Origin of the sequence: Aeromonas sp. 62-46, assembly GCF_001898585.1 — a bacterium.
GTDB classification, from domain to species: domain Bacteria; phylum Pseudomonadota; class Gammaproteobacteria; order Enterobacterales; family Aeromonadaceae; genus Aeromonas; species Aeromonas caviae.
This window is the reverse complement of sequence record NZ_MKUI01000014.1, coordinates 51,711-74,475: the sequence shown is the minus strand read 5'-3', so window position 1 is coordinate 74,475 and position 22,765 is coordinate 51,711. Positions and strand designations below refer to the sequence as shown.

The following is a 22,765-nucleotide window of genomic DNA, read 5'->3' as shown; positions in this document are numbered from 1 at the left end:
TGAATGCTACGGAGCTGAACGAGGTTGTTTGTTGTCCGTTCGACTACACGACAGTGATACGTCAATAACAAGATCGAAGGGAAAATCGTCATGCACAACACACTGTTTCGAACCGCCCTGCTGGCGGCGGCACTCGGCTCTTTCAGCCACACTGCCAGCGCCGAAGGAGTCATGGTTCACCTGTTCCAATGGAAGTTCAACGACATCGCCAACGAGTGCGAGACCGTGCTCGGGCCCAAGGGGTTCGGTGGCGTCCAGATCACCCCACCCGCCGAGCACAAGCAGGGCAGCCAGGTCTGGTGGACCGTCTATCAACCGGTCAGCTTCAAGAATTTCAACAGCTTCGGCGGTAGCGAGGCAGAGCTCAGGAGCATGATCGCCCGCTGCAACGCGGCCGGGGTCAAGGTCTATGCCGACGCCGTCTTCAACCAGCTGGCATCGGGTTCGGGCACCGCCACCGGCGGCGGCAGCTACAACTCGGGGCAATACCAATATCCCCAGTTCGGCTACAACGACTTCCACCACAGCGGCGACATCACCAACTACGGCGACAGCAACAACGTCTGGAACGGCGCCCTCTACGGCATGCCGGACCTCAATACCGGCTCATCCTACGTCCAGGATCAGATCGCCACCTACATGAAGACCCTGCTCGGCTGGGGCGTGGCGGGCTTTCGCATCGATGCGGCCAAGCACATGGCGCCGGCCGATGTGAAGGCCATCCTCGACAAGGCGGGCAGCCCCAGGGCCTACCTGGAGGTGATCGGCGCAGGCGGGGAGTCCCCCGACATTCAGCCGGGCCGCTACACCTATATCGACACCGTCACCGACTTCAAATACGGCACCGATCTCGCCGCCAACTTCAACGGCCAGATCAAGAACCTCAAGACCCTGGGCGAGAGCTGGGGCCTGCTCCCCTCCAACAAGGCCTTCGTCTTCGTGGTCAACCACGACCGCGAACGCGGCCACGGCGGTGGCGGCATGCTCACCTTCATGAGCGGTGCCCGCTACGATCTGGCCAACACCTTCATGATGGCCTGGCCCTATGGCTGGAAGCAGGTGATGTCGGGCTATCGCTTTGAAAACATGGGCACCTATGAAACCGACAAGGGGGCGCCGGGCAGCACGCCCTGCACGGACAGCCAGTGGAACTGCGAACAGCGCCGACCGACCATCATGAACATGGCCCTGTTCCACAACCGGACCGAAGGCCAGCCCGTCAGCAACTGGTGGGACAACGGCAACAACCAGATAGCCTTCAGCCGCGGTGACAAGGGCTTCGTCGCCATCAACAACGAGAGCGGCAGCCTGGTGGCCTCGGTGCAGACCGGCCTGCCGGCCGGCGAGTACTGCAACCTCCTGGGGGGCAATGACTACTGCAGCGGCGGTTATGTCACCGTCGATGGCAGCGGCAAGGCCAGCCTGAACGTCCCCGGCATGAAGGCGGCCGCCATCATCGCCGGTTGCACCAAGGCCAGCCCCTGCGGCGGTTCCGTCCTGCCGGGCAACAAGTTCAGCAGCATGAACCTGCGCGGTACCCACAACGCCTGGGGCAACACCCCCATGACCGTCGATGCCAACCGTGTCTGGTCCGCCACCCTCACCCTGACCGGCAACGGTGACGCCACCGGTGCCCAGCGCTTCAAGTTCGACGTCTTCGGCAACTGGGCCGAGAACTACGGCGACAACGAAGGGGATGGCATAGCCGACAAGGGCAGCAGCAAGGATATCCTGGTCAGCGGGGCGGGCAGCTACCGCATCACCCTGAACGAAAGTGATCTGCGCTACACGGTCACCCCCCTCACCAGCAACCAGGCGCCGGTCGCCGCCCTCTCTCCCAAGACCCTCAGCGTCAAGGCGGGTGAGAGCGTGGTGTTCGATGCCTCCGCCTCCCGCGACGACGGGGGCGTGGTGAGCTACAGCTGGTCCAGCGGGGGCACCGCCGCCACGGAGACGGTCAGGTTCGATACCCCGGGTACCCATACCGTGACGGTCACCGTGACCGATGCGGAAGGGTTGACCGCCAGTGCCAGCGCCACCGTGACCGTCACCGACGACAACGGCACCTACGCCAGCGTATTGCCCACCCTGAACTTCCGCGGCACCCCCAATGCCTGGGGATCCCTTGCCATGACGCTGATCGCCGACAATCAGTGGGAAGCCCTGGTCACCTTCGACGGTCAGACCAACCAGCGCTTCAAATTCGACGTCAAGGGGGACTGGACCCAGAACTACGGCGACACCAACAAGGACGGCGTGGCCGAACTGAACGGCAGTGACATCCTCACCCCGGTCATCGGCCAGTACCGGGTACGTTTCAACGATCAGACACTGCAATACAGCCTGACTCCGGTGAGCGTCACCTATGCCAAGAATGTCGCCAGCCTCAACATTCGCGGCACCACCAACAACTGGGGCACCACCCCCATGTCCCTGGTCGGGGATCACCTCTGGCAGGCCAGCGTCACCTTCACCGGCAGCGGTGATGGGAACGGTGGCCAGCGCTTCAAGTTCGACGTCAAGGGGGACTGGACCCAGAACTACGGCGACACCAACAAGGATGGCGTGGCCGAGCTGGCCGGGGCAGACATCACCACGGCAGTGGTCGGTGCCTATGTGGTGCGCTTCAACGACCAGACCCTGGCCTACAGCCTGAGCGCCCAGTAAGGCTGGACACACGCTAGGGCCATTTTGCCCCGGCGCCGAACCAGGCCTCCCGCCATCGGCGGGAGGCCTTTTTCATGGCCCCATGACCCGTTCCCCGCCAGCCTGTCGGCAGGCATACTGCTCCTTCATCCCCATGCAGGAGCACATATGAAACAGTTGAACACCCTCAAGGCCGAGGGACGGATCGAGGAAGCCCGCCAGCACGGTCTGCTGCAACTCATCGCGCACCCGGCCCATGCCGAGCTGCATTACGAAGTGGCCGGACTGCACGACATGCTGGGGCGAGAGGCCCAGGCCATTCCGCTCTATCAGAAGGCAGTGTCGCTGGGGCTTGGCGAGGCGTCGCTGCGCGGGGCCCTGCTTGGACTTGGCAGCTCCTATCGCACCACGGGCCGTCATGCCGAGGCGCTGGCCACCTTTGACGAGGCCTTGGTCCGCTTCCCCGATGCCGTGGAGTTCAAGGTGTTTCGCGCCATGACCTGCTACAACCTGGGGCGCAGCAAGGAGGGGATGGAGACGCTGCTGGGGATCCTCGCGACCACCACCACGGATCCCGCCTTGCTTCCCTACCGGCGCGCGATGGCACTCTATGCCGAGGATCTGGACAGACGCTGGTGAACGCCAGAAACGACAAAGCCGCTCAAAAGAGCGGCTTTTTCTGAAAATGGTGGCCCCTGGGGGACTTGAACCCACGACCAATCGATTATGAGTCGACTGCTCTGACCAACTGAGCTAAGGGGCCATTGATGCTGGTTAGCGGCGTGGATTATAGGGGATGGCGGATACCCCGTCCATAGTCAGATCAACCACTTGGCGAGATTTCATCCATATTCAAGCGGTTCCATGACCCCTCTTCACGCCCATGCCAGCACGGATAAAACAAAGCCCCGCATGGCGGGGCTTTTTGTTGCTATGTCAGGCTGACAGAACCCGGGACTACTCGTCCAGGAAGCTGCGCAGCACTTCCGAGCGGCTCGGATGGCGCAGTTTGCGCAGGGCCTTGGCTTCGATCTGACGGATACGCTCACGAGTGACGTCGAACTGCTTGCCCACTTCCTCGAGGGTGTGGTCGGTGTTCATGTCGATACCGAAGCGCATGCGCAGTACCTTGGCTTCCCGTGCGGTCAGCCCGGCCAGCACTTCGCGGGTCGCGTTGCGCAGGCTCTCGCTGGTGGCCGCATCCGCTGGCAGAGCCAGGGTGGTATCTTCGATGAAGTCGCCCAAGTGGGAGTCTTCATCATCACCGATGGGCGTCTCCATGGAGATGGGCTCCTTGGCGATTTTCAGTACCTTGCGGATCTTGTCTTCCGGCATGCCCATGCGCATGGCCAGCTCTTCCGGGTTCGGTTCACGACCCATCTCCTGCAGCATCTGGCGGGAGATACGGTTGAGCTTGTTGATGGTCTCGATCATGTGCACCGGGATACGGATGGTACGGGCCTGATCCGCGATGGAGCGGGTAATGGCCTGACGGATCCACCAGGTGGCATAGGTCGAGAACTTGTAGCCGCGACGATATTCGAACTTGTCGACCGCCTTCATCAGACCGATGTTGCCCTCCTGGATCAGATCCAGGAACTGCAGACCGCGGTTGGTGTACTTCTTGGCGATGGAGATAACCAGACGCAAGTTGGCCTCAACCATCTCTTTCTTCGCACGGCGGGCTTTGGCCTCACCAATGCTCATGCGGCGGTTGATGTCCTTGATCTGGGCGATGGACAGACCGGTCTCTTCTTCGATCTGCTGCAGCTTGCCGATGGAACGCAGTACTTCTTCGTCCATCTCGAGCAGGCGGGGAGACCACGCCTTGCCGGCCTGCTTCTGGTATTCGAACCAGGCAGTTTCGCACTCGTTGTTGGTGAAGGCCGCGACGAAGGTCTTCTTCGGCATCTTGGCCTGCTCAACGCAGAGCTTCATGATGATGCGTTCCTGCACGCGGACACGCTCCATCATCTCCCGCATGTTGTTGACCAGGCGATCGAACTGCTTGGGCATCAGGCGGAATTGACGGAAGACATCGGCCAGCTGGGCGATGGCATTCTGGGTGTCGTCGTGGGCACGGCCATTCTGCTGAATGGAGAGACGAGTCACCTCGTACTGGGCACGCAGTTCGCCGAATTTCTCGCGAGCGACTTCCGGATCCGGGCCACCGTCGCCATCATCGTCGGAGTTGTCACCGTCTTCGTCTTCGTCTTCGTCCTCATCTTCGTCTTCGTCGGCGAGGTCGTCCTCGCTGAGCTCGGAGCCGATATGAGTGGCGGTCGGTGCCACGTCATCCACTTCGTTCGGATCGATGAAGCCGGAGATGATGTCGGACAGGCGAAGCTGCTCGGCTTCGTACTTGTCGTACTGTTCGAGCAGATAGGTGATGGCTTCAGGGTACTCGGCGACGGAGCTTTGTACCTGGTTGATACCGTCTTCAATCCGCTTGGCGATGTCGATCTCGCCTTCGCGGGTCAGCAGTTCGACGGTACCCATTTCCCGCATGTACATGCGGACGGGATCGGTCGTGCGACCAATCTCAGATTCAACAGATGCCAGAGCCTGGGCCGCTGCTTCGGCAGCGTCCTCATCGGCGGTACCACCTTCAGCCATGATAAGGTCATCGGCATCCGGAGCGTTTTCAACCACTTGAATGCCCATATCGTTGATCATCTGGATGATGTCTTCGATCTGGTCTGAATCGACAATGTCTTGCGGGAGGTGATCGTTCACCTCGGCATAGGTCAGGTAGCCCTGTTCTTTACCTTTGGCAACGAGGAGTTTAAGCTGAGACTGCGGGGTTTGCTCCATAGAACTCATCCGGTTGGTGTTGCTAGGTTGCGCGTACAGTGCGCTGCTGCGCAAATAGCCAATTCTAATAGAAAACCGCCAGACATGCTATGTCTGGTTGCGGCGTCGGTCATGAGAAACCCCTGCCCGCAGTGTTGTCGGGGCCAGGTGGTTATAAAGTGTTTGCTTTCAATCCCGTCGATTCGGGCAACGCTATTCATATTGGGACTGCTCACTCAAATATCAAGCCCCACTCTCATTTCTTTTCTCAATCTGCACCTCTCTGATCAGCATCATCAGCTCCTGAGTTTCCTCAGAGCTTAGCCCTTCCTGCACCACCTTGGCCTGCAATTCTTCGATCCGTTGCTTCAGGAAAAGGTTGATGAAACCGACAAAGGTATCCTGTAATTCTCCCAGAATATCGGGCTCCTGGTCGAGCTTTACCTCTTCAAACAGGTCATGCATCGCCAGCTGGGCAAGTATTTCTCCCTCTTTTGTGCCGCGCCAATGCTCCAGCAGGATACCCGTTGTCACTCCCGGCTGGATCAGGATCTGCTGGTGCAGTTGCAGCAGGAAAGGGATCCCCTGCAGGCGCAGCCCGGCCAACTCGGGCATGGCCGGCAGCTCGGCGGTGATCGCCGGATACTGCACCATCAGGGCCAGAGCCCTGCGGATCGGCGTCAGTTTGGTCGCCTTGGGTTTGTTGACTTCCACCTTGGGCTGGCTGTTGCGGGCAAACAGCTCGGCAATCCGCTGCTTGTTTTCTCCCCAACGCATCATGCTGGAAAGTCGGGTAATCAACCCCTCGCGAGTGAAACCTTCCGGTACCCGACGAATCAGCTCGGCGGCCTTGTTGGCCACTTCAAACTTGCCTGCCTCACCGGAAAGAGCCGCATCGCGCCCGAGGCGTTCGAACATGAAATCCGCAAACGACTGGGCCTTGTCGAGCAGCGCTTCGAACCCCTCCTTGCCGATCTGGCGTACCAGCGAGTCGGGATCCTCGCCATCCGGCAAAAAGACGAACTTGAGTTCACGGCCGTCCTGCAGGTGGGAGAGCGCGTTGTCCAGCGCCCGCCAGGCCGCTTCCCGACCGGCGTTGTCGCCGTCGTAGCAACAGACCACCTCTGCCGTGGTACGGAACAGGGTGTGGATGTGATCGCTGGTGGTCGCAGTCCCCAGTGCCGCCACCGCATAGTCGATGTCGTACTGGCCGAGCGCCACCACATCCATGTAACCTTCTACCACCAGGATCCGGCGCGGATCCTTGTGTGCCTGCTTGACCTCATAAAGGCCGAACAGCTCTCGCCCCTTGTGGAAGATGGGGGTTTCCGGGGAGTTCAAGTACTTGGGCGTGCCATCCCCTAGCACTCGGCCACCGAAGCCGATGACCCGGCCGCGTTTGTCCCGGATCGGAAACATGATGCGATCGCGGAAACGATCGTAGCTGCCCGGGCCGTTGTCACGGGGGATCAGCATACCGCCCGAAATCAGCAGTTGTTCGTGATCCCGACTGGCGCCAAAGCGGCGACGCACCTGATCCCAGTCCCCAGGGGCATAACCGATGTTGAAGCGCTTGACCACCTCGCCAGTCAGGCCCCGGCCTTTCAGATACTCCACCGCCTGAGGCGCGTTCTTGAGATTACTCTCGTAGAAGCGCGCAATCTGGTTCATCAGCTCGAACAGATCCTTACTGACGGCAGGTTGGCTATGGCTTGATCCACCCGCCGTTTGCTCACGGGGGACCTGCATACCGTGCAGGCTTGCCAGCTCTTCGATGGCATCGGGGAATTCCAGGCCGTCGTACTCCATGACAAAGCCGATGGCATTGCCGTGGGCACCACAACCGAAACAGTGATAGAACTGCTTCTCCTGGCTGACGGTAAAGGAGGGGCTTTTTTCGTTATGAAAAGGGCAGCAAGCCTGGTAGTTCTTACCGGCTTTCTTCAACCGCACACGGGAGTCGATCAACTCGACTATGTCCGTGCGTACGAGCAGATCATCGATAAAGGATTGCGGGATCCTGCCAGCCATAACCGTCCTGTTTCATTGCATAGGAAATAAAAAAGCCGCGCATTCCAATGGGAAGCACGGCTTCTTCGACCAAACAAGAGAGTTGCCTGTTACGCCAAGCGGGTTTTCACCTGAGCACTGACGGCGCCGACATCGGCACGCCCCTGAATTTTTGGCTTCAAGACAGCCATGACTTTACCCATGTCAGCCATGACGGCAGCACCACTTTCAGTGATGGCTTGCTCGATCAGTGCGGCAATTTCGTCTGCGGTCAGCTGTTGTGGCAGGAACTCCTGCAGCACAACGATCTCGGCGGACTCTTTGTCGGCGAGATCCTGGCGACCGGCAGCTTCAAACTGGCTGATGGAATCGCGACGCTGTTTGACCATTTTGGTCACGACAGCGAGGATCTCTTCATCGTTGAGCTCGACACGGGTATCGACTTCACGCTGCTTGATTTCTGCCATCAACAAGCGGATAGCACCCAACCGAGGCTTGTCTTTGGCAAGCATGGCGAGCTTTTGCTGATCCTTGAGTTGATCCTTCAGAGACACGGCATGATCCCTTGATTAGTACAGGCGGATACGACGTGCGTTTTCGCGGGACAGCTTCTTGGCGTGACGCTTGACAGCGGACGCTTTGGCGCGCTTGCGAATGGTAGTCGGCTTCTCGTAGAACTCACGGCTACGAACTTCGGACAGGATACCGGCCTTTTCGCAAGAACGCTTGAAGCGACGCAGAGCAACGTCAAACGGCTCATTTTCACGGACTTTGATTACTGGCATGTGCCTTTCACCTCAGTGATAAATTGTTAGCTGACCTTCAATCGATCAGCATGTCTTAAAATGGTGCGAAATTATACTCTGGACAGGGAATGAAAGTAAACCCGCAGAGATCGCTCTGGTTTAAAAAACCCGCGAAGGTTACCATAGCCGTCTCATTTTAGCAGTGAAATTTTTTAGCAATGCGTGTATTGGGCATAGAGACATCCTGTGACGAAACCGGGATCGCGATCTTCGATGATCAAAAAGGGATCCTTTCCCACCAGTTGTACAGCCAGGTCAAGCTGCATGCGGACTACGGCGGCGTCGTTCCCGAGCTCGCCAGCCGGGACCATGTACGCAAGACGATCCCCTTGATCCAGGCCGCCTTGAAAGAGGCTGGACTTGGCAAGGATGACATCGATGGCATCGCCTATACCGCGGGGCCAGGTCTGGTTGGTGCCATCCTGGTCGGGGCGACCATAGGCCGCTCGTTGGCCATGGCATGGGACAAGCCGGCCATCGCCGTACACCACATGGAAGGCCACCTGCTGGCCCCCATGCTGGAAGAGAAGGCCCCCGAGTTCCCCTTCGTGGCGCTCTTGGTTTCCGGCGGCCACTCCATGCTGGTCCGGGTCGACGGTATCGGCAGCTATCAGCTGCTGGGCGAATCGATCGACGATGCCGCCGGTGAGGCGTTCGACAAGACCGCCAAGCTGATGGGTCTGGACTACCCCGGTGGTCCGCTGCTCTCCCGGCTGGCAGAAAAGGGCACCACTGGACGCTTTACCTTCCCGCGTCCCATGACCGACCGTCCCGGGCTCGACATGAGCTTCTCCGGCCTCAAGACCTTTGCCGCCAATACCATAGCAGCAAATGGCGACGACGAGCAGACCCGTGCCGACATCGCCCGGGCGTTTGAGGATGCGGTGGTCGACACCCTGGCCATCAAGTGCCGCCGTGCCCTGAAAGAGACCGGTCTCAATCGTCTGGTCGTGGCAGGCGGCGTCAGTGCCAACCGTCATCTGCGCGCCCAGCTGGCCGAGCTGATGGAGAGCCTCAAAGGTGAAGTCTTCTACCCGCGCACCGAATACTGCACCGACAACGGCGCCATGATCGCCTATGCCGGCATGCAACGCCTGAAGGCGGGAGTCTTCGAACCCCTCGTCGTCAAGGCCGTGCCGCGCTGGCCGCTGGACACTCTGGATCCGGTGTGATCCGGAAGATCCACGACAAAAAGAAAGGGGCCTGCGGCCCCTTTTTCATCTTGATGACGGTATTCATACCCGTTTAGTTGGTACGGAACAGCGCCTCAATGGAAAGCCCCTGCCCCAGCAGGATCTCCCGCAGACGGCGCAACCCTTCCACCTGGATCTGACGCACCCGCTCACGGGTCAAACCAATCTCGGCGCCCACGTCTTCCAGGGTGGCTGGTTCATAGCCGAGCAGGCCGAAACGGCGGGCCAGCACTTCACGCTGCTTGGGATTCAGCTCCTCCAGCCAGTGCACTATGCTGCTGCGCATGTCATCTTCCTGGGACTCCAGCTCGGGTCCCATGCCGCGCTCGTCGGAAAGTACATCCAGCAGCGCCTTGTCGCGATCGCCACCGATGGGAGTATCCACCGAGGTGATCTTCTCGTTGAGCTTGAGCATGCGATTCACATCGTCCACAGAGCGATCCAGTGCAGAGGCGATATCCTCGGCGGTCGGCTCATGGTCGAGACGATGAGAAAGCTCGCGCGCAGTGCGCAGATAGACGTTCAGCTCCTTGACCACATGGATGGGCAGACGAATGGTGCGGGTCTGGTTCATGATGGCCCGCTCTATGGTCTGGCGGATCCACCAGGTGGCATAGGTGGAGAAACGGAAGCCTCGCTCGGGGTCGAACTTCTCGACGGCGCGGATAAGGCCGAGGTTGCCCTCTTCGATGAGATCCAGCAGCACCAGGCCGCGGTTGTTGTAGCGCCGGGCAATCTTGACCACCAGGCGCAGGTTGGATTCGATCATGCGCTTGCGCGCCGCTTTGTCGCCACGCAGGGCACGACGGGCGTAGTAGACTTCCTCTTCGGCCGTGAGCAAAGGGGAGAAGCCTATCTCCCCCAGATAGAGCTGGGTGGCGTCCATTACCTTGTTCAGCTCGGGCGCCATCAGTTCATCGGAAATGGTCTCTTCGGCTTCGGCCGCCACTTCCTGAACCTCTTCTTCCTCCTGAACCTCCAGCTCCTCGTCGAACTCTAACTCTGCATCCTGCATTACCAGTTGTTCTTGGCTCATGATATCTCTCCCTGACCTACACCAGAGTAAGACTCAGCTCTCTGAGTTAACGCTTTGGCAAATAGCCCATCGGGTTGATCGACTTGCCTTTGTACCGGATTTCAAAGTGCAAGCGCACATCCGGCGCATCCGTGCTACCCATATTGGCGATAACCGCTCCGCCCTTCACGGTGTCTCCCTCCTTGACCCTCAACTCATCGTTGTGAGCGTAGGCGGAGAGGTAGTCATCGTTGTGCTTGAGAATTATCAGCTTGCCATAACCTCGCAGTGCACTGCCCGCATAGACCACTTTGCCGCTGCTCGCAGCGTAAATGGGTTGGCCCTTCTGGCCGGAAATGTCGATGCCCTTGTTGCCTTGTTCCGCAACGGAGAAGCCTTCAACGATCCGCCCTTTGGTCGGCCAATGCCAGGAGAGTGTTGACGAGGAACTGACGGTTTTTTGTTCTTTCGCCTGAGCGTATGCTGTTGACGAGGCAGGAGCAATCGTTTTCTGAGCAATAAATGGTGTGGTCGTACCTGCCGGAGCCGTGGCCAGGGGTTTGGGCCCCGTGCTGGTCACCACCGGTGTGGTTGCTGCCACCATCTGACCACCCGAGGAACCCGCGCCCCCCACATTGAGCACCTGGCCCACGTGCAATGCATAAGGAGCCTGGAGGTTGTTGCGCTGGGCCAAGGCCTGGTTGGATAGACCGAACTGGCGACCGATGCTGCTCAAGGTATCGCCACGGCGCACCTCGTAACTGCCAGACCCCGTCACGCTGCCACGACTGACAGGGCTGCCGACGGTTGCCACCGCCATGGGGGCGGAAGCGCCATCGAGCCTGAGCTGCTGGCCGGGATAAATGTTATAGGGGGGAGTGATGCCATTGATGCTGATAAGCGAAGCCACATCCATGCCAGAACGAAATGCAATGGAGTAGAGAGTGTCTCCTTTGACCACGGTGTACCCGTTGCCTGCAATGCCGGGCTTGGTCATACCTTGACGCACGGGGATGGTCGAAGCGACCTGATCATTGCCCAGGCTGTGCACCGGAGCCGCAGTCTTGCTGGAGGAACAGGCAAGCAGCAGCCATGACAACACGACGACACCGCTACCTTGCCAAACACGCGAACACATAGTGGATCCTTAACGACTAAACCAGAAATAGGCCGCAACGGCCAAACCAATACAGAGCCAGCCCAGCACATCCACATAGTGCATCAGCTTGCGCTCCATCTTCTCGCCGCCCCAGCGCATCAGACCGGCAACCAGGAAGAAGCGCATGCCACGACCGATCAGCGAGGTCAGGATGAAAGGCAACAGTGCCATGTGGAGCAAGCCAGCCGTGACGGTAAACACCTTGTAGGGGATCGGCGTGAAGCTGGCAATAAAAATAACCCAGATGCCCCACTGCGCGAACCACTGCTCGGCCAGGGCAATCTTGTCCTCATAGCCAACCGAGGTCACCAGCGGCTGCACCACAGGCTCCCACAGGGCATAGCCGAGCAGATAACCAAACAGGGCGCCCAACACCGAAAAGAGGGTAGCCAGCGCGGCATAGTGCCAGGCACGATGAGGTTTGCCGAGCGCCATGGGCGCCAGCATCACATCCACCGGAATGGGCCAGAAGATGGATTCAATAAAGGCGGTGATGGCCAGATACCAGGGGGCATACTTGTGGCGTGCCCACTGCATCACCAGAACATAAAGGCGGGAAAACAACTTCACTCGACATCTCCGTCAATCAGGGGAACGAAACGTACCGGCTCCAGAATCCGGCTGGTGAGCTGGGAGCCCGATCGCTCGATGAGCTGCAGGGTCTGCTGGCCATCACCCACCGGCAACACCAGACGACCACCGTCAGCCAGCTGATCGGTCAGGGCCTTGGGGACCTCACTGGCCGCCGCCGTCACCAGAATGGCGTCGAAAGGGCCCTTGTTGGGCCAACCTAGCCACCCATTGCCGTGCTTGGCCGACACATTGTGCAGATCGAGCTGGCGCAATCTGCGCCTGGCCTGAAACTGCAGCGACTTGATCCGCTCCATGGTGTAGACATGCTCCACCAGGTGGGCCAGTACCGCCGTCTGGTAGCCCGATCCCGTCCCGATCTCCAGCACATGGGCCGGATCGTTCTGGATCAGCAGCTCGGTCATGCGCGCCACGATGTAAGGCTGGGAGATGGTCTGCCCATGGCCGATGGGCAGGGCCGTATTGTCCCAGGCCTTGTGGGCCATGGCCTCGTCCACAAACAGCTGGCGCGGCACCTTCGCAATCGCCGCCAATACGCGGAAATCGCGGACATCCTGGGCAATCAGTTGATTCAACAGGCGCTGTACTATCACAACGTCATCCCTGCAGATCCAGCCACGCGCCCAGGGTCGACAGACTGCCGTAGGCAGTCATATCGATGGTCAGGGGAGTGATGGAGACATAACCCTGCTCGATGGCGGCAAAGTCCGTTCCCTCTCCCGCATCCTGCTGGTTGCCGGGGGGACCAATCCAGTAGAGCGGCTGACCACGGGGATCCTCGGTGCGGATCACCGACTCCGCCCGGTGGCGATTGCCAAGGCGGGTCACCCTGATCCCCTTGATCTGCTCGAGCGGCAGGTCCGGCACATTCACGTTGAGGATCTGATCCGCAGGCAACGGATGCACCATCAGCCCCCGCACCAGCTGGGCGGCGTAGTGGGCTGCACTGGCGAAATGAGTCTTGCCCACCAGCGATACGGCGATGGAGGGGAAACCAAGATGACGCCCTTCCGTCGCGGCCGCCACCGTCCCCGAGTAGATGACGTCATCCCCCAGGTTGGCCCCGTGATTGATACCGGCCACCACCATGTCGGGCTCAGGGCGCAGCAGTTCGTTAACCGCCAGATGAACGCAGTCGGTCGGCGTCCCCTTGACCGCATAACTCTTGATGCCGTGAAAACTGGACGCATCGAGGCGGGTGACCCGCAGCGGTACTTCCAGCGTCAGGGAGTGGCTGGCACCGCTGCGGTTGCGATCCGGTGCCACCACCACGACCTCGCCACAGGCACGCAACGCCTCGCTGAGGGCGCGAATGCCCTCGGCGTGTACCCCATCGTCATTACTGACCAGAATTCGCATCGGTTGAGTTCCTGAAACCGTGATCGGCCTCTTCGGCCAGCATTAACTCTCGTACCACGCTGGTGGCAAAGGCACCGGCAGGCAGGAAGAACGACAGGGTCAGCACCTCGTCCTCCCGTTGCCAGCTCATCTGCTCCGGCTTGAGCAGCAGCGGGCGCCTGTCCTGATCCAGCCCGGCTTTCTCCAGTCCTTCGCACCAGTCACCATAAGGAGCCAGCACTTCTTGCTCGAACTCGGCAGCAGCGCCCTGGCTCGCCAGACGGCCACGGCCCCACTGGGGGGCGGTCAGCTGCACGTCTCCGGAGGCAAGGCGAGCCTCCAGCTCGGGAGTCACGCTCTCTTCGCTGAAGATGGAGTGGCTGCCCTTGAGCATCACGCAGTCGCCTGCCAGCAGCTGATGGGCCAGTCCCTGCTCGATGCGGGCGCTGACGATGGCATTGAACAGCATGCTGCGGGCGGCGGACAGATAGAGGGATCGCTTGTTGCGATCCTTGATCCGTTTGCCGGCGAACATCGCCTTGGCGGCCTCCAGGTTGTTGCCACCTCGGCCGAAACGCTGCTCGCCGTAGTAGTTGGGCACCCCCTGGGTTGCTATCGCCTGCAGACGGGATTCCAGCCCGTCGGCCTGCTCCAGCCCGGTGAGACGCAGGGTGAAGTGGTTGCCCTTGAGATAGCCGACCCGCAGCTTCTTGTTGTGGCGCTTCACCTCAAGGATCCGGATGCTGTCGTTCTCGATGACCGAGAGATCCGGCTCGCCCTTGCCCGGCAGATGGATGCCGAACCACTGTTCGGTCACCGCATGGCGATCTTTCAGACCAGCCCAGGTCACCGCATTGCGGGCAACCCCGGCCGCATCGGCCAGCAGGCCAGCCACCCAGGCGGTATTCTCGCCGGTTTTGCGTACCCGGACGAAGATGTGTTCCCCCTCACCGCAAGGTTCAAACCCGAGATCTTCATTGACCACGAAGTCGGCGGCCTCGGCCTTGAGGATGCCGCGAGCAGTGGGCGTCCCGTGCAGATAGGCAAGTTGTTCAAGCATCATTGTTTCACCAGCAAGACGACGGCTTCGGTGGCGATCCCTTCCTTGCGCCCCGTGAATCCGAGTTGTTCGGTGGTGGTCGCCTTGACGTTCACCCGGTTCAAATCACATTGCAGATCCGCGGCCAGCACGGCGCACATGGCGTCGATATGGGGGGCCATCTTGGGGGCCTGGGCGATGATAGTCACATCCAGGTTGCCGATGGCATAACCTGCGAGCTGCACGCGGGCAAAGACATCCCGCAGCAGGATGCGGCTGTCGATGCCCTTGAATTCGGCGGCGGTATCGGGGAAGTGGCGGCCGATGTCGCCGGCGCCGATGGCCCCCAGCAGGGCATCGCTCACCGCATGCAGCACCACGTCACCATCGGAGTGGGCCAGCAGGCCCTGTTCATAGGGCACTGCCACCCCGCCCAGCATGCAGGGACCAACCCCGCCAAACTTGTGAACATCAAAACCATGTCCGATCCGCATCATGCCTGCGCCCTCCTCAATACACGGAAATCTGTCTCATCAAAACCATGTCCGGTGCGGATCATGCCTGCTCCTCTGGGGATGAATCGGGTCGTGCCGACCGGCACGCACGTTGTTGCTGTAAATAGAGCCCGGCCAGGGAGAGATCTTCCGGCCGGGTCACCTTGATGTTGTCGGCCCGCCCTTCCACCATGCGCACGGGGAAACCGGCGCGCTCCATGGCGGAGGCTTCATCGGTGATGGCGGCGCCGAGCGCCAGCCCCTCCTCCAGCGCCCGCTTGAGGGGGCGGACCAAAAACATCTGGGGCGTCAGGGCATGCCAGAGCTGCTCGCGATCCACGGTGGCGAGGATATTGCCGGCCGCATCGGTGCGCTTCATGGTATCGCGCACCCGGCTGCCGAGGATGGCACCGCCAGAGGCAATGGCCGCAGCAATGAGCGCATCGAGATCCTCGTGGGTCAGACAGGGCCGGGCGGCGTCATGCACCAGTGCCCACTCCCCTTCTGCCACGTGCAATGCATTGAGCACGGAGAAGGCGCGCTCGCTTCCCCCTTCCACTCGCAGCACCCGCGGGTCAGTGGCCACGGTCAAGGTCTCAAACCAGCTGTCGTGGGGCGCCAGCGCCACGATCACACGGGCGATGGCGGGATGGGAGAGCAGACGCTCCAGGGTGTGCTCCAGAATGCATTTCCCTGCCAGGGACAGGTACTGCTTGGGGCAACTGGCCCCCATGCGACTGCCAATACCGGCAGCCGGGACGATGGCGGTCAGGCCGCTCAGGCTATCAGTCATCGTAGGGGGCACCATCAGGCTCCGTCACCTGATCCTTTTCTTTGGGAATGATTCGGTAGAAGGTCTCGCCCTGCTTGATGTAGCCAAGATCGTTGCGCGACAACTCCTCGATGGCCTCAAGGCCAGAGGTAAGATCGTCGATTTCCCGGTAAATCAGACTGTTGCGATCCTTGAGTACCAGGTTGTCCTGTTGCTGCCGCTCGATGGCGGTGGAGAGTTCCCGATAGTCGGAGAGGCCGTTTTTCCCCAGCCAGAGGTCATATTGCAGCCCTCCCAACAGGAGGAGCAGGATAAGAGTGAGTAGCCGCATGCACTGAGTCTCCTTCAAGCGGCCTAGTTTCCCATATTCGCAGGCAAGACAAAAGAAAGCCTGTGTGCCGGATGGGTTGGTCGGAATAAAAAATGCAGGTCGCACACGCCCATAAGCGCAGAACGAAAAAGCCCCGCCAGATGGCGGGGCTTTGTGAAGCATGAACGCAGGCGAAAATTAAGCCTGGTTCTTCACTTCTTTCAGACCACGGAACGGAGCCTTGGCACCCAGGGCTTCTTCGATACGGATCAGCTGGTTGTACTTGGCAACACGGTCAGAACGGCTCATGGAGCCGGTCTTGATCTGGCCAGCAGCGGTACCCACAGCCAGGTCGGCGATGGTCGCGTCTTCGGTCTCACCGGAGCGGTGGGAGATGACGGCAGTGTAGCCAGCGTCTTTGGCCATCTTGATGGCAGCCAGAGTTTCGGTCAGGGAACCGATCTGGTTGAACTTGATCAGGATGGAGTTGGCGATGCCATTGTCGATACCGCGCTTCAGGATCTTGGTGTTGGTTACGAACAGGTCGTCACCCACGATCTGGATTTTCTTGCCCAGTTCGGCGGTCTGGTAGGCGAAGCCTTCCCAGTCGGATTCGTCCAGGCCATCTTCGATGGAGACGATCGGGAACTTGGTGGTCAGGTCAGCCAGGAAGTCGGAGAAACCGTTGGAGGTGAAGATACGACCTTCGCCCTTCAGGTTGTACTCTTTCTTCTCTGCGTCGTAGAACTCGGACGCAGCGCAGTCCATGGCCAGGGTGATGTCGGTGCCCAGTTTGTAACCGGCAGCGGCAACGGCTTCAGCGATCACTTCCAACGCTTCGGCGTTGGATTTCAGGTTCGGAGCGAAACCACCTTCGTCACCGACTGCAGTGTTGTAGCCCTTGGACTTCAGCACTTTGGCCAGGTTGTGGAACACTTCTGCGCCCATGCGAACGGCTTCTTTCAGGGTCTTGGCGCCAACCGGCTGGATCATGAACTCCTGGATGTCGACGTTGTTGTCGGCGTGCTCACCACCGTTGATGATGTTCATCATGGGCAGCGGCATGGAGTAGACACCCGGGGTGCCATTCAGCTCGGCGATGTGGGCGTACAGCGGCATGCCTTTGGCAGCAGCGGCAGCTTTGGCGTTGGCCAGGGAAACAGCCAGGATGGCGTTGGCGCCGAACTTGGATTTGTTCTCGGTACCGTCGAGGTCGATCATGATCTGGTCGACAGTGGCCTGGTCCTTGGCATCTTTACCCAGCAGAGCCTGAGCGATCGGGCCGTTGACGGCTTCGATGGCTTTCAGCACGCCTTTACCCAGGAAACGGCTCTTGTCGCCGTCACGCAGTTCCAGCGCTTCGCGGGAACCGGTGGACGCGCCAGACGGAGCGGCTGCCATACCAACAAAACCACCTTCCAGGTGAACTTCGGCCTCAACGGTCGGGTTACCACGGGAGTCGATGATTTCACGACCGATCACTTTAACGATCTTGGACATGTGTATTTCCTCAGGTTTCGTAAAAAAACAACAAAAATATGCCAAAAAAAGCGGCTGTGGCACAGAGCCCCAACCGCATTTATTTTCAATTACTTCAAATTACGCTTCTGATACTCGCCCGCCGCCTTCACAAAACCGGCGAACAGGGCGTGGCCATCACGGGGAGTCGAGGTGAACTCCGGGTGGAACTGCGCGGCCACGAACCAGGGGTGATCCGGGATCTCGATGATTTCCACCAGCTTCTTGTCGGCGGAGAGACCGGTCACCTTCAGACCTGCCGCTTCAATCTGCGGCAGCAGCTTGTTGTTCACTTCATAACGGTGACGGTGGCGCTCGTAAATGGTCGGGCTGCCGTACATCTGACGGACCTTGGAATCTTCCACCAGGTGGCAGAGCTGGGAGCCCAGACGCATGGTGCCGCCCAGATCGGACTTCTCGGTCCGGGTCTCGACGTTGCCTTCGTCATCCACCCACTCGGTGATGAGACCAACCACGGGGTACGGGCTGTCTTTCTTGAACTCGGAGGAGTGAGCCCCTTCCATGCCCGCCACGTTGCGGGCGTATTCGATCAAGGCAACCTGCATGCCCAGGCAGATACCGAGGTACGGGATCTTGTTCTCGCGGGCATATTTGGCGGCCAGAATCTTGCCTTCCACGCCGCGTTCGCCGAAGCCACCCGGTACCAGGATCGCATCCAGACCTTCCAGCAGCTCGGCGCCACGGGTCTCGATGTCCTGGGAGTCGATGTACTTGATGTTGACGGAGAGACGGGTCTTCAGGCCACCGTGCTTGAGCGCTTCGTTGACGGACTTGTAGGCGTCCGGCAGGGAGACATACTTGCCCACCATGCCGATGGTGACTTCGGCAGTCGGGTTGGCCTCTTCATAGATGACCTGTTCCCACTCGGCCAGGTCGGCTTCTTTGCACTCGATGCCGAAGCGCTCGGTGATGTAGCCGTCCAGCCCCTGGGATTTCAGCAGCGCCGGGATCTTGTAGATGGAGTCGACATCCTTCATGGAGATGACGGCGCGCTCGGGCACGTTGCAGAACAGGGCGATCTTGGCACGCTCGTTGGCCGGAATGGCGCGGTCGGAGCGGCAGATCAGCACATCCGGCTGGATACCGATGGAGAGCAGCTCCTTCACGGAGTGCTGGGTCGGCTTGGTCTTCACCTCGCCGGCGGCGGCCAGGTAAGGAACCAGGGTCAGGTGCATGAACATGGCATTGTTGCGACCCACAATGGCCGCCAGCTGACGAATGGCTTCAAGGAACGGCAGGGACTCGATGTCGCCCACGGTACCGCCCACTTCGACGATGGCAACCTGATGGCCTTCGGCACCGGCAATCACCCGCTCCTTGATGGCGTTGGTGATGTGCGGGATCACCTGGATGGTGGCGCCCAGATAGTCACCACGACGCTCCTTGCGCAGCACGTCTGCATAGATGCGACCGGTGGTGAAGTTGTTGCGGCGGGTCATCTTGGTGCGGATGAAACGCTCGTAGTGGCCCAAATCCAGATCGGTTTCGGCCCCGTCCTCGGTTACGAACACTTCACCATGCTGGGTCGGGCTCATGGTGCCCGGATCCACGTTGATGTACGGGTCCAGTTTCATGATGGTCACATCCAGACCACGGGCTTCCAGAATGGCTGCCAGAGAAGCTGCGGCAATGCCTTTGCCGAGGGATGAAACAACGCCACCAGTCACAAAAATATATTTGGTCGTCATGCTGAACCTGAAAGAAGTTTAGGGAATTTTAAGGGGTGCTTCGGGGATGAAGCAGGACGGGGAAACAGTATACCAAAACCCCCACTCCCAAACAATGAACAAAAATCTATCAGGCTCCCCGCCGCCCCGTCTTGCGCCAAATCAACTTTGCTCGGTTTCCTTGGCCTTGTTCCAGGCCTCGTCCAGCTTCTCCAGGGAGCAATCCGTCATTTTCAGACCTTCTGCGGCAATAAAGTGTTCAACCTGACGAAAACGACGCTCAAACTTGGTGTTGGCAGCCCTCAGCACCTGCTCGGGATCCTTGCCCAGATGACGCACCAGATTGACGGTGGCAAACAAGAGATCGCCGAGCTCGTCGCTCACCCGAGTCTCGTCCACGTCGACCATCAGCGCCTCTTCCATCACCTCCTCAATCTCCTCGTGGATCTTGTCCACCACGGGCCCCAGCGTTTTCCAGTCGAAACCGACGGTGGCGCAGCGCTTCTGGATCTTGGCTGCCCGGGTCAGGGCAGGCAGGGAGAGGGGGATATCGTCCAGCACGCTCTCCTTGTCGAGCGCCGCACGCTCTTTCGCCTTTTCCGCCTCCCAGTTCGCTTTGACCGCCTTCTCGTCACCCAGGTCGGCATCGGAGAAGACATGGGGGTGGCGGCGAATGAGCTTCTCGCTCACGGTATCGACGATGTCGGCAAAGTCGAACAATCCCTGCTCCTTGCCGAGCTGGGCATAGAACACCACCTGGAACAGCAGATCACCGAGTTCCCCCTTCAGCCCTTGCCAATCTTCGCTCTCGATGGCATCCGCCACCTCGTAGGCCTCCTCCAGGGTGTGCGGCACTATGGTCTGGAAGCTCTGCTTGAGATCCCAGGGGCAGCCCCCGTTCGGGTCACGCAATCTGGCCATGATGTCGAGCAGTTGGGGAAGGTCGTAGCATTGGGACATGGGCAACTCACTTTCGATTCGGTAAATGGGGTTCATGAGGATCCGATCACGCCACTGTTCCACATGATGTGGAGCCATGGCGGACGGAGATGGGGTGCATGATATCCGTCTTCAATGCTCTACAAGGAGGGAGAAAATGCAGACCGGCCACTGGGGCCGGTCTGTTGAGCATTACAGCCGCTTGGCGCTGATCACGTCGTTGAGCTGACTGAGCTTGGCCAATGCCCGGTTGAAGGCGTTGATGTTGTAAATCTCCAGCTCCATGTCTATTTCGGCGGTCTGCTCGCGCACGTTGGAGCGCGAACGCACCCCCATCACGTTGATCTTCTCGTTGGCGAGCACGGTGGTGATGTCGCGCAGCAGACCGGATCTGTCGTTGGAGAGAATGCGGATGGTGAGACCGTAACCGCCGGAGTAGTTCTCCCCCCAGACCGCATCGATCAAGCGCTCCGGGTTGCGACGCGACAGCTCCTTGAGCTGCTCGCAATCTTCCCGGTGGATGGAAACCCCCCGTCCCATGGTGATGAAGCCCTGGATGGCGTCCCCCGGGATGGGCTGGCAGCAGCGGGCGATGTGAGTCATCAGGTTGCCCACCCCTTCCACCACGATGTGATCCTTGGGTTTGGGGCGGAAGGGCACATTGGCCTTCTGCTCCAGCTTCTCCAGCAGACGGCGATCTTCTTCTTCCGCCGTCGGCTTGTTGTAGCGGGTGTCGAGGTAGTTGAGCAGCTGGTTGATGCGGATGTCGCCGCTGCCGATACCGGCCAGCAAATCTTCCAGCTCCTCCGCATGGAAACGCTCCAGCACCACCTTGTCCACCTTGGAGAGAGTGAGGTTGTGTCTGTCCAGCTCTTTCTCCAGCAGCTCCTTGCCGGCGGCAATGTTCTTGTCCCGGTCCAGCTTTCTGAACCAGGTGGCCACCTTGGCCCGCGCCCGGCTGGAGCGCAGGAAGCCGGCGTTCGGGTTCATCCAGTCGCGGCTCGGGTTCGGCTCCTTCTGGGTGATCACCTCCACCTGATCACCGGTTTGCAGCGTATAGGTGAAGGGCACGATGCGGCCGTCGATCTTGGTGCCGATGCAGCGGTGACCGATCATGCTGTGCACGTGATAGGCGAAGTCGAGCGGCGTCGCCCCTGCCGGCAGGTCGATGACATCGCCCTTGGGAGTGAAGACATAAACCCTGTCCTCGAACACCTGACTGCGCAGATCGTCCAGCAAGGAGCCGCTCTCCGAGAGGTCCTCCTGCCAGGCGAGGAGTTTGCGCAGCCATTCGATCTTGTCTTCGAAGGTGCTGGTCTTGGCAGCGGCCTGTGCCCCTTCCTTGTAGCGCCAGTGCGCAGCCACACCAAGCTCCGCATCCTGATGCATCTGCTCGGTACGGATCTGGATCTCCACTGTCTTGCCCTCCTCCCCCACCACCACGGTGTGGATGGACTGGTAGCCATTGGGCTTGGGGTTGGCGACATAGTCGTCAAATTCGCGGGGAATATGGTGGAAATGGGTGTGAACGATACCGAGCGCCGCGTAGCAATCCTGCAGCCGCTTGGTGATCACCCGCACCGCGCGCACATCGAACAGCTCGTTGAATTCGAGGTGCTTCTTCTGCATCTTGCGCCAGATGCTGTAGATGTGTTTCGGTCGGCCATAGACCTCAGCCTCGACGCCGGCCTCGGCCAGGGCATCGCGCAGAGACTGCACGAATTCACGGATGTAGCGCTCGCGGTCGAGCCGTTTTTCGTCCAGTTGCTTGGCGATCTGCTTGTAGGTGTCCGGGTGCAGGTAGCGGAAGGCGAGATCCTCGAGCTCCCACTTGAGCTGACCGATACCGAGGCGGTTCGCAAGGGGGGCATAGATGTTGGTGATCTCCTGGGCCATCAGCACCCGGGTCTCCTCATCCGCCTTCTTCGCCTCACGCAGGCAGGCGATGCGCTCCGCCAGCTTGATGACCACGGCGCGCACGTCCTCGACCATGGCGAGCAGCATGCGGCGCACGTTGTCCACCTGCTCCGGCGAGGTTTCGCTGCGGTGAAGGGTTTGCAGGGAGCGGATGGCCTCCATCTCCAGCACCCCTTCCACCAGCTTGGCGATCTTGGGGCCGAAGTCCTCGTTCACCTTTTCCTGGCTGATGAGACCCGCTTCGACGAAGGGATAGAGAATGGCGGCCTTGAGGGTGGCGAGATCCATGCTGAGCATCAGCAGGATGCCCACCATCTCGACCCCGCGCACCAGCAGGCGGTTGGTGAGCGCTTCGTCACCCAGGGTCAGGCAATACTGGTAGACGGTTCGCAGCTGATTCTTGTCACTTTCACTCAGGGTAAGGGAACTGACCCACTCATCCAGAGTGAAATTGTCTTTCAAATGAATATCGCGCACCGCAACCATGGTATCAATCCTTAAAAGTGTGGGGTCGAAAGCCGATGCTCTCCTCATCCC

Annotated in this window: 20 protein-coding genes and 1 tRNA gene; 3 read left to right on the top strand and 18 right to left on the bottom strand. The window is 59.9% G+C overall.

Annotation, left to right across the window (positions count from 1 at the left end; translation table 11 throughout):
* Nucleotides 1-90 precede the first annotated feature (90 nt).
* Nucleotides 91-2,667, top strand: a complete 2,577-nt coding sequence (locus BGO64_RS04335) for an alpha amylase C-terminal domain-containing protein (RefSeq protein ID WP_286700242.1) — start codon at nucleotides 91-93, stop codon at nucleotides 2,665-2,667.
* 147 nt (nucleotides 2,668-2,814) lie between these two features.
* The gene (locus tag BGO64_RS04330) at nucleotides 2,815-3,285 is read left to right on the top strand and encodes a tetratricopeptide repeat protein (protein WP_286700241.1); all 471 of its coding nucleotides are present in this window, start codon (nucleotides 2,815-2,817) and stop codon (nucleotides 3,283-3,285) included.
* A 47-nt stretch (nucleotides 3,286-3,332) separates the two neighbouring features.
* On the opposite strand, the gene BGO64_RS04325 is transcribed toward BGO64_RS04330, so the two are convergent.
* From BGO64_RS04325 to rpsU, 5 genes are all read right to left on the bottom strand, one after another.
* Nucleotides 3,333-3,409, bottom strand: a tRNA-Ile gene (locus BGO64_RS04325).
* A 194-nt stretch (nucleotides 3,410-3,603) separates the two neighbouring features.
* Nucleotides 3,604-5,499 carry an RNA polymerase sigma factor RpoD gene (gene rpoD, locus BGO64_RS04320; protein WP_263639565.1) on the bottom strand — a complete coding sequence of 632 codons (1,896 nt, stop codon included), beginning with the start codon at nucleotides 5,497-5,499 and terminating at the stop codon, nucleotides 3,604-3,606.
* A gap of 183 nt (nucleotides 5,500-5,682) precedes the next feature.
* Complete coding sequence (gene dnaG, locus BGO64_RS04315) at nucleotides 5,683-7,470, bottom strand: DNA primase (protein ID WP_286700240.1); 1,788 nt, start codon at nucleotides 7,468-7,470, stop codon at nucleotides 5,683-5,685.
* 89 nt (nucleotides 7,471-7,559) lie between these two features.
* Entirely contained in the window at nucleotides 7,560-8,003 is a 444-nt protein-coding gene (locus tag BGO64_RS04310; RefSeq protein WP_010675618.1) for a GatB/YqeY domain-containing protein, read from the bottom strand.
* A 15-nt stretch (nucleotides 8,004-8,018) separates the two neighbouring features.
* Nucleotides 8,019-8,234: a 30S ribosomal protein S21 gene (gene rpsU, locus BGO64_RS04305; protein WP_005309452.1), complete on the bottom strand. Its 216-nt coding sequence runs from the start codon at nucleotides 8,232-8,234 to the stop codon at nucleotides 8,019-8,021.
* A gap of 179 nt (nucleotides 8,235-8,413) precedes the next feature.
* Between rpsU and tsaD the strand changes: the two genes are divergently transcribed.
* Nucleotides 8,414-9,427, top strand: coding sequence for a tRNA (adenosine(37)-N6)-threonylcarbamoyltransferase complex transferase subunit TsaD (gene tsaD, locus BGO64_RS04300; protein ID WP_041213897.1), 1,014 nt, complete (start codon nucleotides 8,414-8,416; stop codon nucleotides 9,425-9,427).
* 73 nt (nucleotides 9,428-9,500) lie between these two features.
* Here tsaD and rpoS read toward each other — a convergent pair whose 3' ends face one another.
* The 13 genes from rpoS to relA all read right to left on the bottom strand — a co-directional run bounded on the left by rpoS (nucleotide 9,501) and on the right by relA (nucleotide 22,714).
* Nucleotides 9,501-10,484, bottom strand: coding sequence for an RNA polymerase sigma factor RpoS (gene rpoS / locus BGO64_RS04295; protein ID WP_010675620.1), 984 nt, complete (start codon nucleotides 10,482-10,484; stop codon nucleotides 9,501-9,503).
* A gap of 46 nt (nucleotides 10,485-10,530) precedes the next feature.
* Nucleotides 10,531-11,601, bottom strand: coding sequence for a LysM peptidoglycan-binding domain-containing protein (locus BGO64_RS04290; RefSeq protein WP_010675621.1), 1,071 nt, complete (start codon nucleotides 11,599-11,601; stop codon nucleotides 10,531-10,533).
* Nucleotides 11,602-11,610: 9 nt separating this feature from the next.
* Complete coding sequence (locus BGO64_RS04285; protein WP_010675622.1) at nucleotides 11,611-12,192, bottom strand: YqaA family protein; 582 nt, start codon at nucleotides 12,190-12,192, stop codon at nucleotides 11,611-11,613.
* The gene (locus BGO64_RS04280) at nucleotides 12,189-12,806 is read right to left on the bottom strand and encodes a protein-L-isoaspartate(D-aspartate) O-methyltransferase (RefSeq protein WP_010675623.1); all 618 of its coding nucleotides are present in this window, start codon (nucleotides 12,804-12,806) and stop codon (nucleotides 12,189-12,191) included. The genes BGO64_RS04285 and BGO64_RS04280 overlap by 4 nt, the downstream gene beginning before the upstream one ends.
* Nucleotides 12,807-12,810: 4 nt before the next feature.
* Complete coding sequence (gene surE / locus BGO64_RS04275) at nucleotides 12,811-13,572, bottom strand: 5'/3'-nucleotidase SurE (RefSeq protein ID WP_286700239.1); 762 nt, start codon at nucleotides 13,570-13,572, stop codon at nucleotides 12,811-12,813.
* Entirely contained in the window at nucleotides 13,553-14,611 is a 1,059-nt protein-coding gene (gene truD / locus BGO64_RS04270; RefSeq protein WP_286700238.1) for a tRNA pseudouridine(13) synthase TruD, read from the bottom strand. Before truD ends, surE begins: the two co-directional genes overlap by 20 nt.
* On the bottom strand, nucleotides 14,611-15,087 hold the full coding sequence (gene ispF / locus BGO64_RS04265) for a 2-C-methyl-D-erythritol 2,4-cyclodiphosphate synthase (protein WP_010675626.1): 477 nt from the start codon (nucleotides 15,085-15,087) through the stop codon (nucleotides 14,611-14,613). The genes truD and ispF overlap by 1 nt, the downstream gene beginning before the upstream one ends.
* Nucleotides 15,088-15,145: 58 nt before the next feature.
* Nucleotides 15,146-15,877 carry a 2-C-methyl-D-erythritol 4-phosphate cytidylyltransferase gene (gene ispD / locus BGO64_RS04260; protein ID WP_286700237.1) on the bottom strand — a complete coding sequence of 244 codons (732 nt, stop codon included), beginning with the start codon at nucleotides 15,875-15,877 and terminating at the stop codon, nucleotides 15,146-15,148.
* Nucleotides 15,870-16,187: a cell division protein FtsB gene (ftsB, locus tag BGO64_RS04255; protein ID WP_010675628.1), complete on the bottom strand. Its 318-nt coding sequence runs from the start codon at nucleotides 16,185-16,187 to the stop codon at nucleotides 15,870-15,872. The genes ispD and ftsB overlap by 8 nt, the downstream gene beginning before the upstream one ends.
* A 177-nt stretch (nucleotides 16,188-16,364) precedes the next feature.
* Nucleotides 16,365-17,666: a phosphopyruvate hydratase gene (gene eno, locus BGO64_RS04250; RefSeq protein WP_043154803.1), complete on the bottom strand. Its 1,302-nt coding sequence runs from the start codon at nucleotides 17,664-17,666 to the stop codon at nucleotides 16,365-16,367.
* Nucleotides 17,667-17,755: 89 nt separating this feature from the next.
* Nucleotides 17,756-19,393, bottom strand: coding sequence for a glutamine hydrolyzing CTP synthase (gene pyrG / locus BGO64_RS04245; protein WP_039041042.1), 1,638 nt, complete (start codon nucleotides 19,391-19,393; stop codon nucleotides 17,756-17,758).
* 141 nt (nucleotides 19,394-19,534) lie between these two features.
* Nucleotides 19,535-20,332, bottom strand: a complete 798-nt coding sequence (gene mazG, locus BGO64_RS04240; protein ID WP_286700236.1) for a nucleoside triphosphate pyrophosphohydrolase — start codon at nucleotides 20,330-20,332, stop codon at nucleotides 19,535-19,537.
* A 171-nt stretch (nucleotides 20,333-20,503) separates the two neighbouring features.
* Nucleotides 20,504-22,714: a GTP diphosphokinase gene (relA, locus tag BGO64_RS04235; RefSeq protein WP_010675631.1), complete on the bottom strand. Its 2,211-nt coding sequence runs from the start codon at nucleotides 22,712-22,714 to the stop codon at nucleotides 20,504-20,506.
* Nucleotides 22,715-22,765 lie beyond the last annotated feature (51 nt).

Coding starts and splice junctions, on each gene's coding strand:
- BGO64_RS04335 (WP_286700242.1), top strand. CDS start 91: ATGCACAACACACTGTTTCGAACCGCCCTGCTGGCGGCGGCACTCGGC.
- BGO64_RS04330 (WP_286700241.1), top strand. CDS start 2,815: ATGAAACAGTTGAACACCCTCAAGGCCGAGGGACGGATCGAGGAAGCC.
- dnaG (WP_286700240.1), bottom strand. CDS start 7,470: ATGGCTGGCAGGATCCCGCAATCCTTTATCGATGATCTGCTCGTACGC.
- rpsU (WP_005309452.1), bottom strand. CDS start 8,234: ATGCCAGTAATCAAAGTCCGTGAAAATGAGCCGTTTGACGTTGCTCTG.
- tsaD (WP_041213897.1), top strand. CDS start 8,414: ATGCGTGTATTGGGCATAGAGACATCCTGTGACGAAACCGGGATCGCG.
- rpoS (WP_010675620.1), bottom strand. CDS start 10,484: ATGAGCCAAGAACAACTGGTAATGCAGGATGCAGAGTTAGAGTTCGAC.
- BGO64_RS04290 (WP_010675621.1), bottom strand. CDS start 11,601: ATGTGTTCGCGTGTTTGGCAAGGTAGCGGTGTCGTCGTGTTGTCATGG.
- surE (WP_286700239.1), bottom strand. CDS start 13,572: ATGCGAATTCTGGTCAGTAATGACGATGGGGTACACGCCGAGGGCATT.
- truD (WP_286700238.1), bottom strand. CDS start 14,611: ATGCTTGAACAACTTGCCTATCTGCACGGGACGCCCACTGCTCGCGGC.
- ispF (WP_010675626.1), bottom strand. CDS start 15,087: ATGATGCGGATCGGACATGGTTTTGATGTTCACAAGTTTGGCGGGGTT.
- ispD (WP_286700237.1), bottom strand. CDS start 15,877: ATGACTGATAGCCTGAGCGGCCTGACCGCCATCGTCCCGGCTGCCGGT.
- ftsB (WP_010675628.1), bottom strand. CDS start 16,187: ATGCGGCTACTCACTCTTATCCTGCTCCTCCTGTTGGGAGGGCTGCAA.
- eno (WP_043154803.1), bottom strand. CDS start 17,666: ATGTCCAAGATCGTTAAAGTGATCGGTCGTGAAATCATCGACTCCCGT.
- pyrG (WP_039041042.1), bottom strand. CDS start 19,393: ATGACGACCAAATATATTTTTGTGACTGGTGGCGTTGTTTCATCCCTC.
- mazG (WP_286700236.1), bottom strand. CDS start 20,332: ATGTCCCAATGCTACGACCTTCCCCAACTGCTCGACATCATGGCCAGA.
- relA (WP_010675631.1), bottom strand. CDS start 22,714: ATGGTTGCGGTGCGCGATATTCATTTGAAAGACAATTTCACTCTGGAT.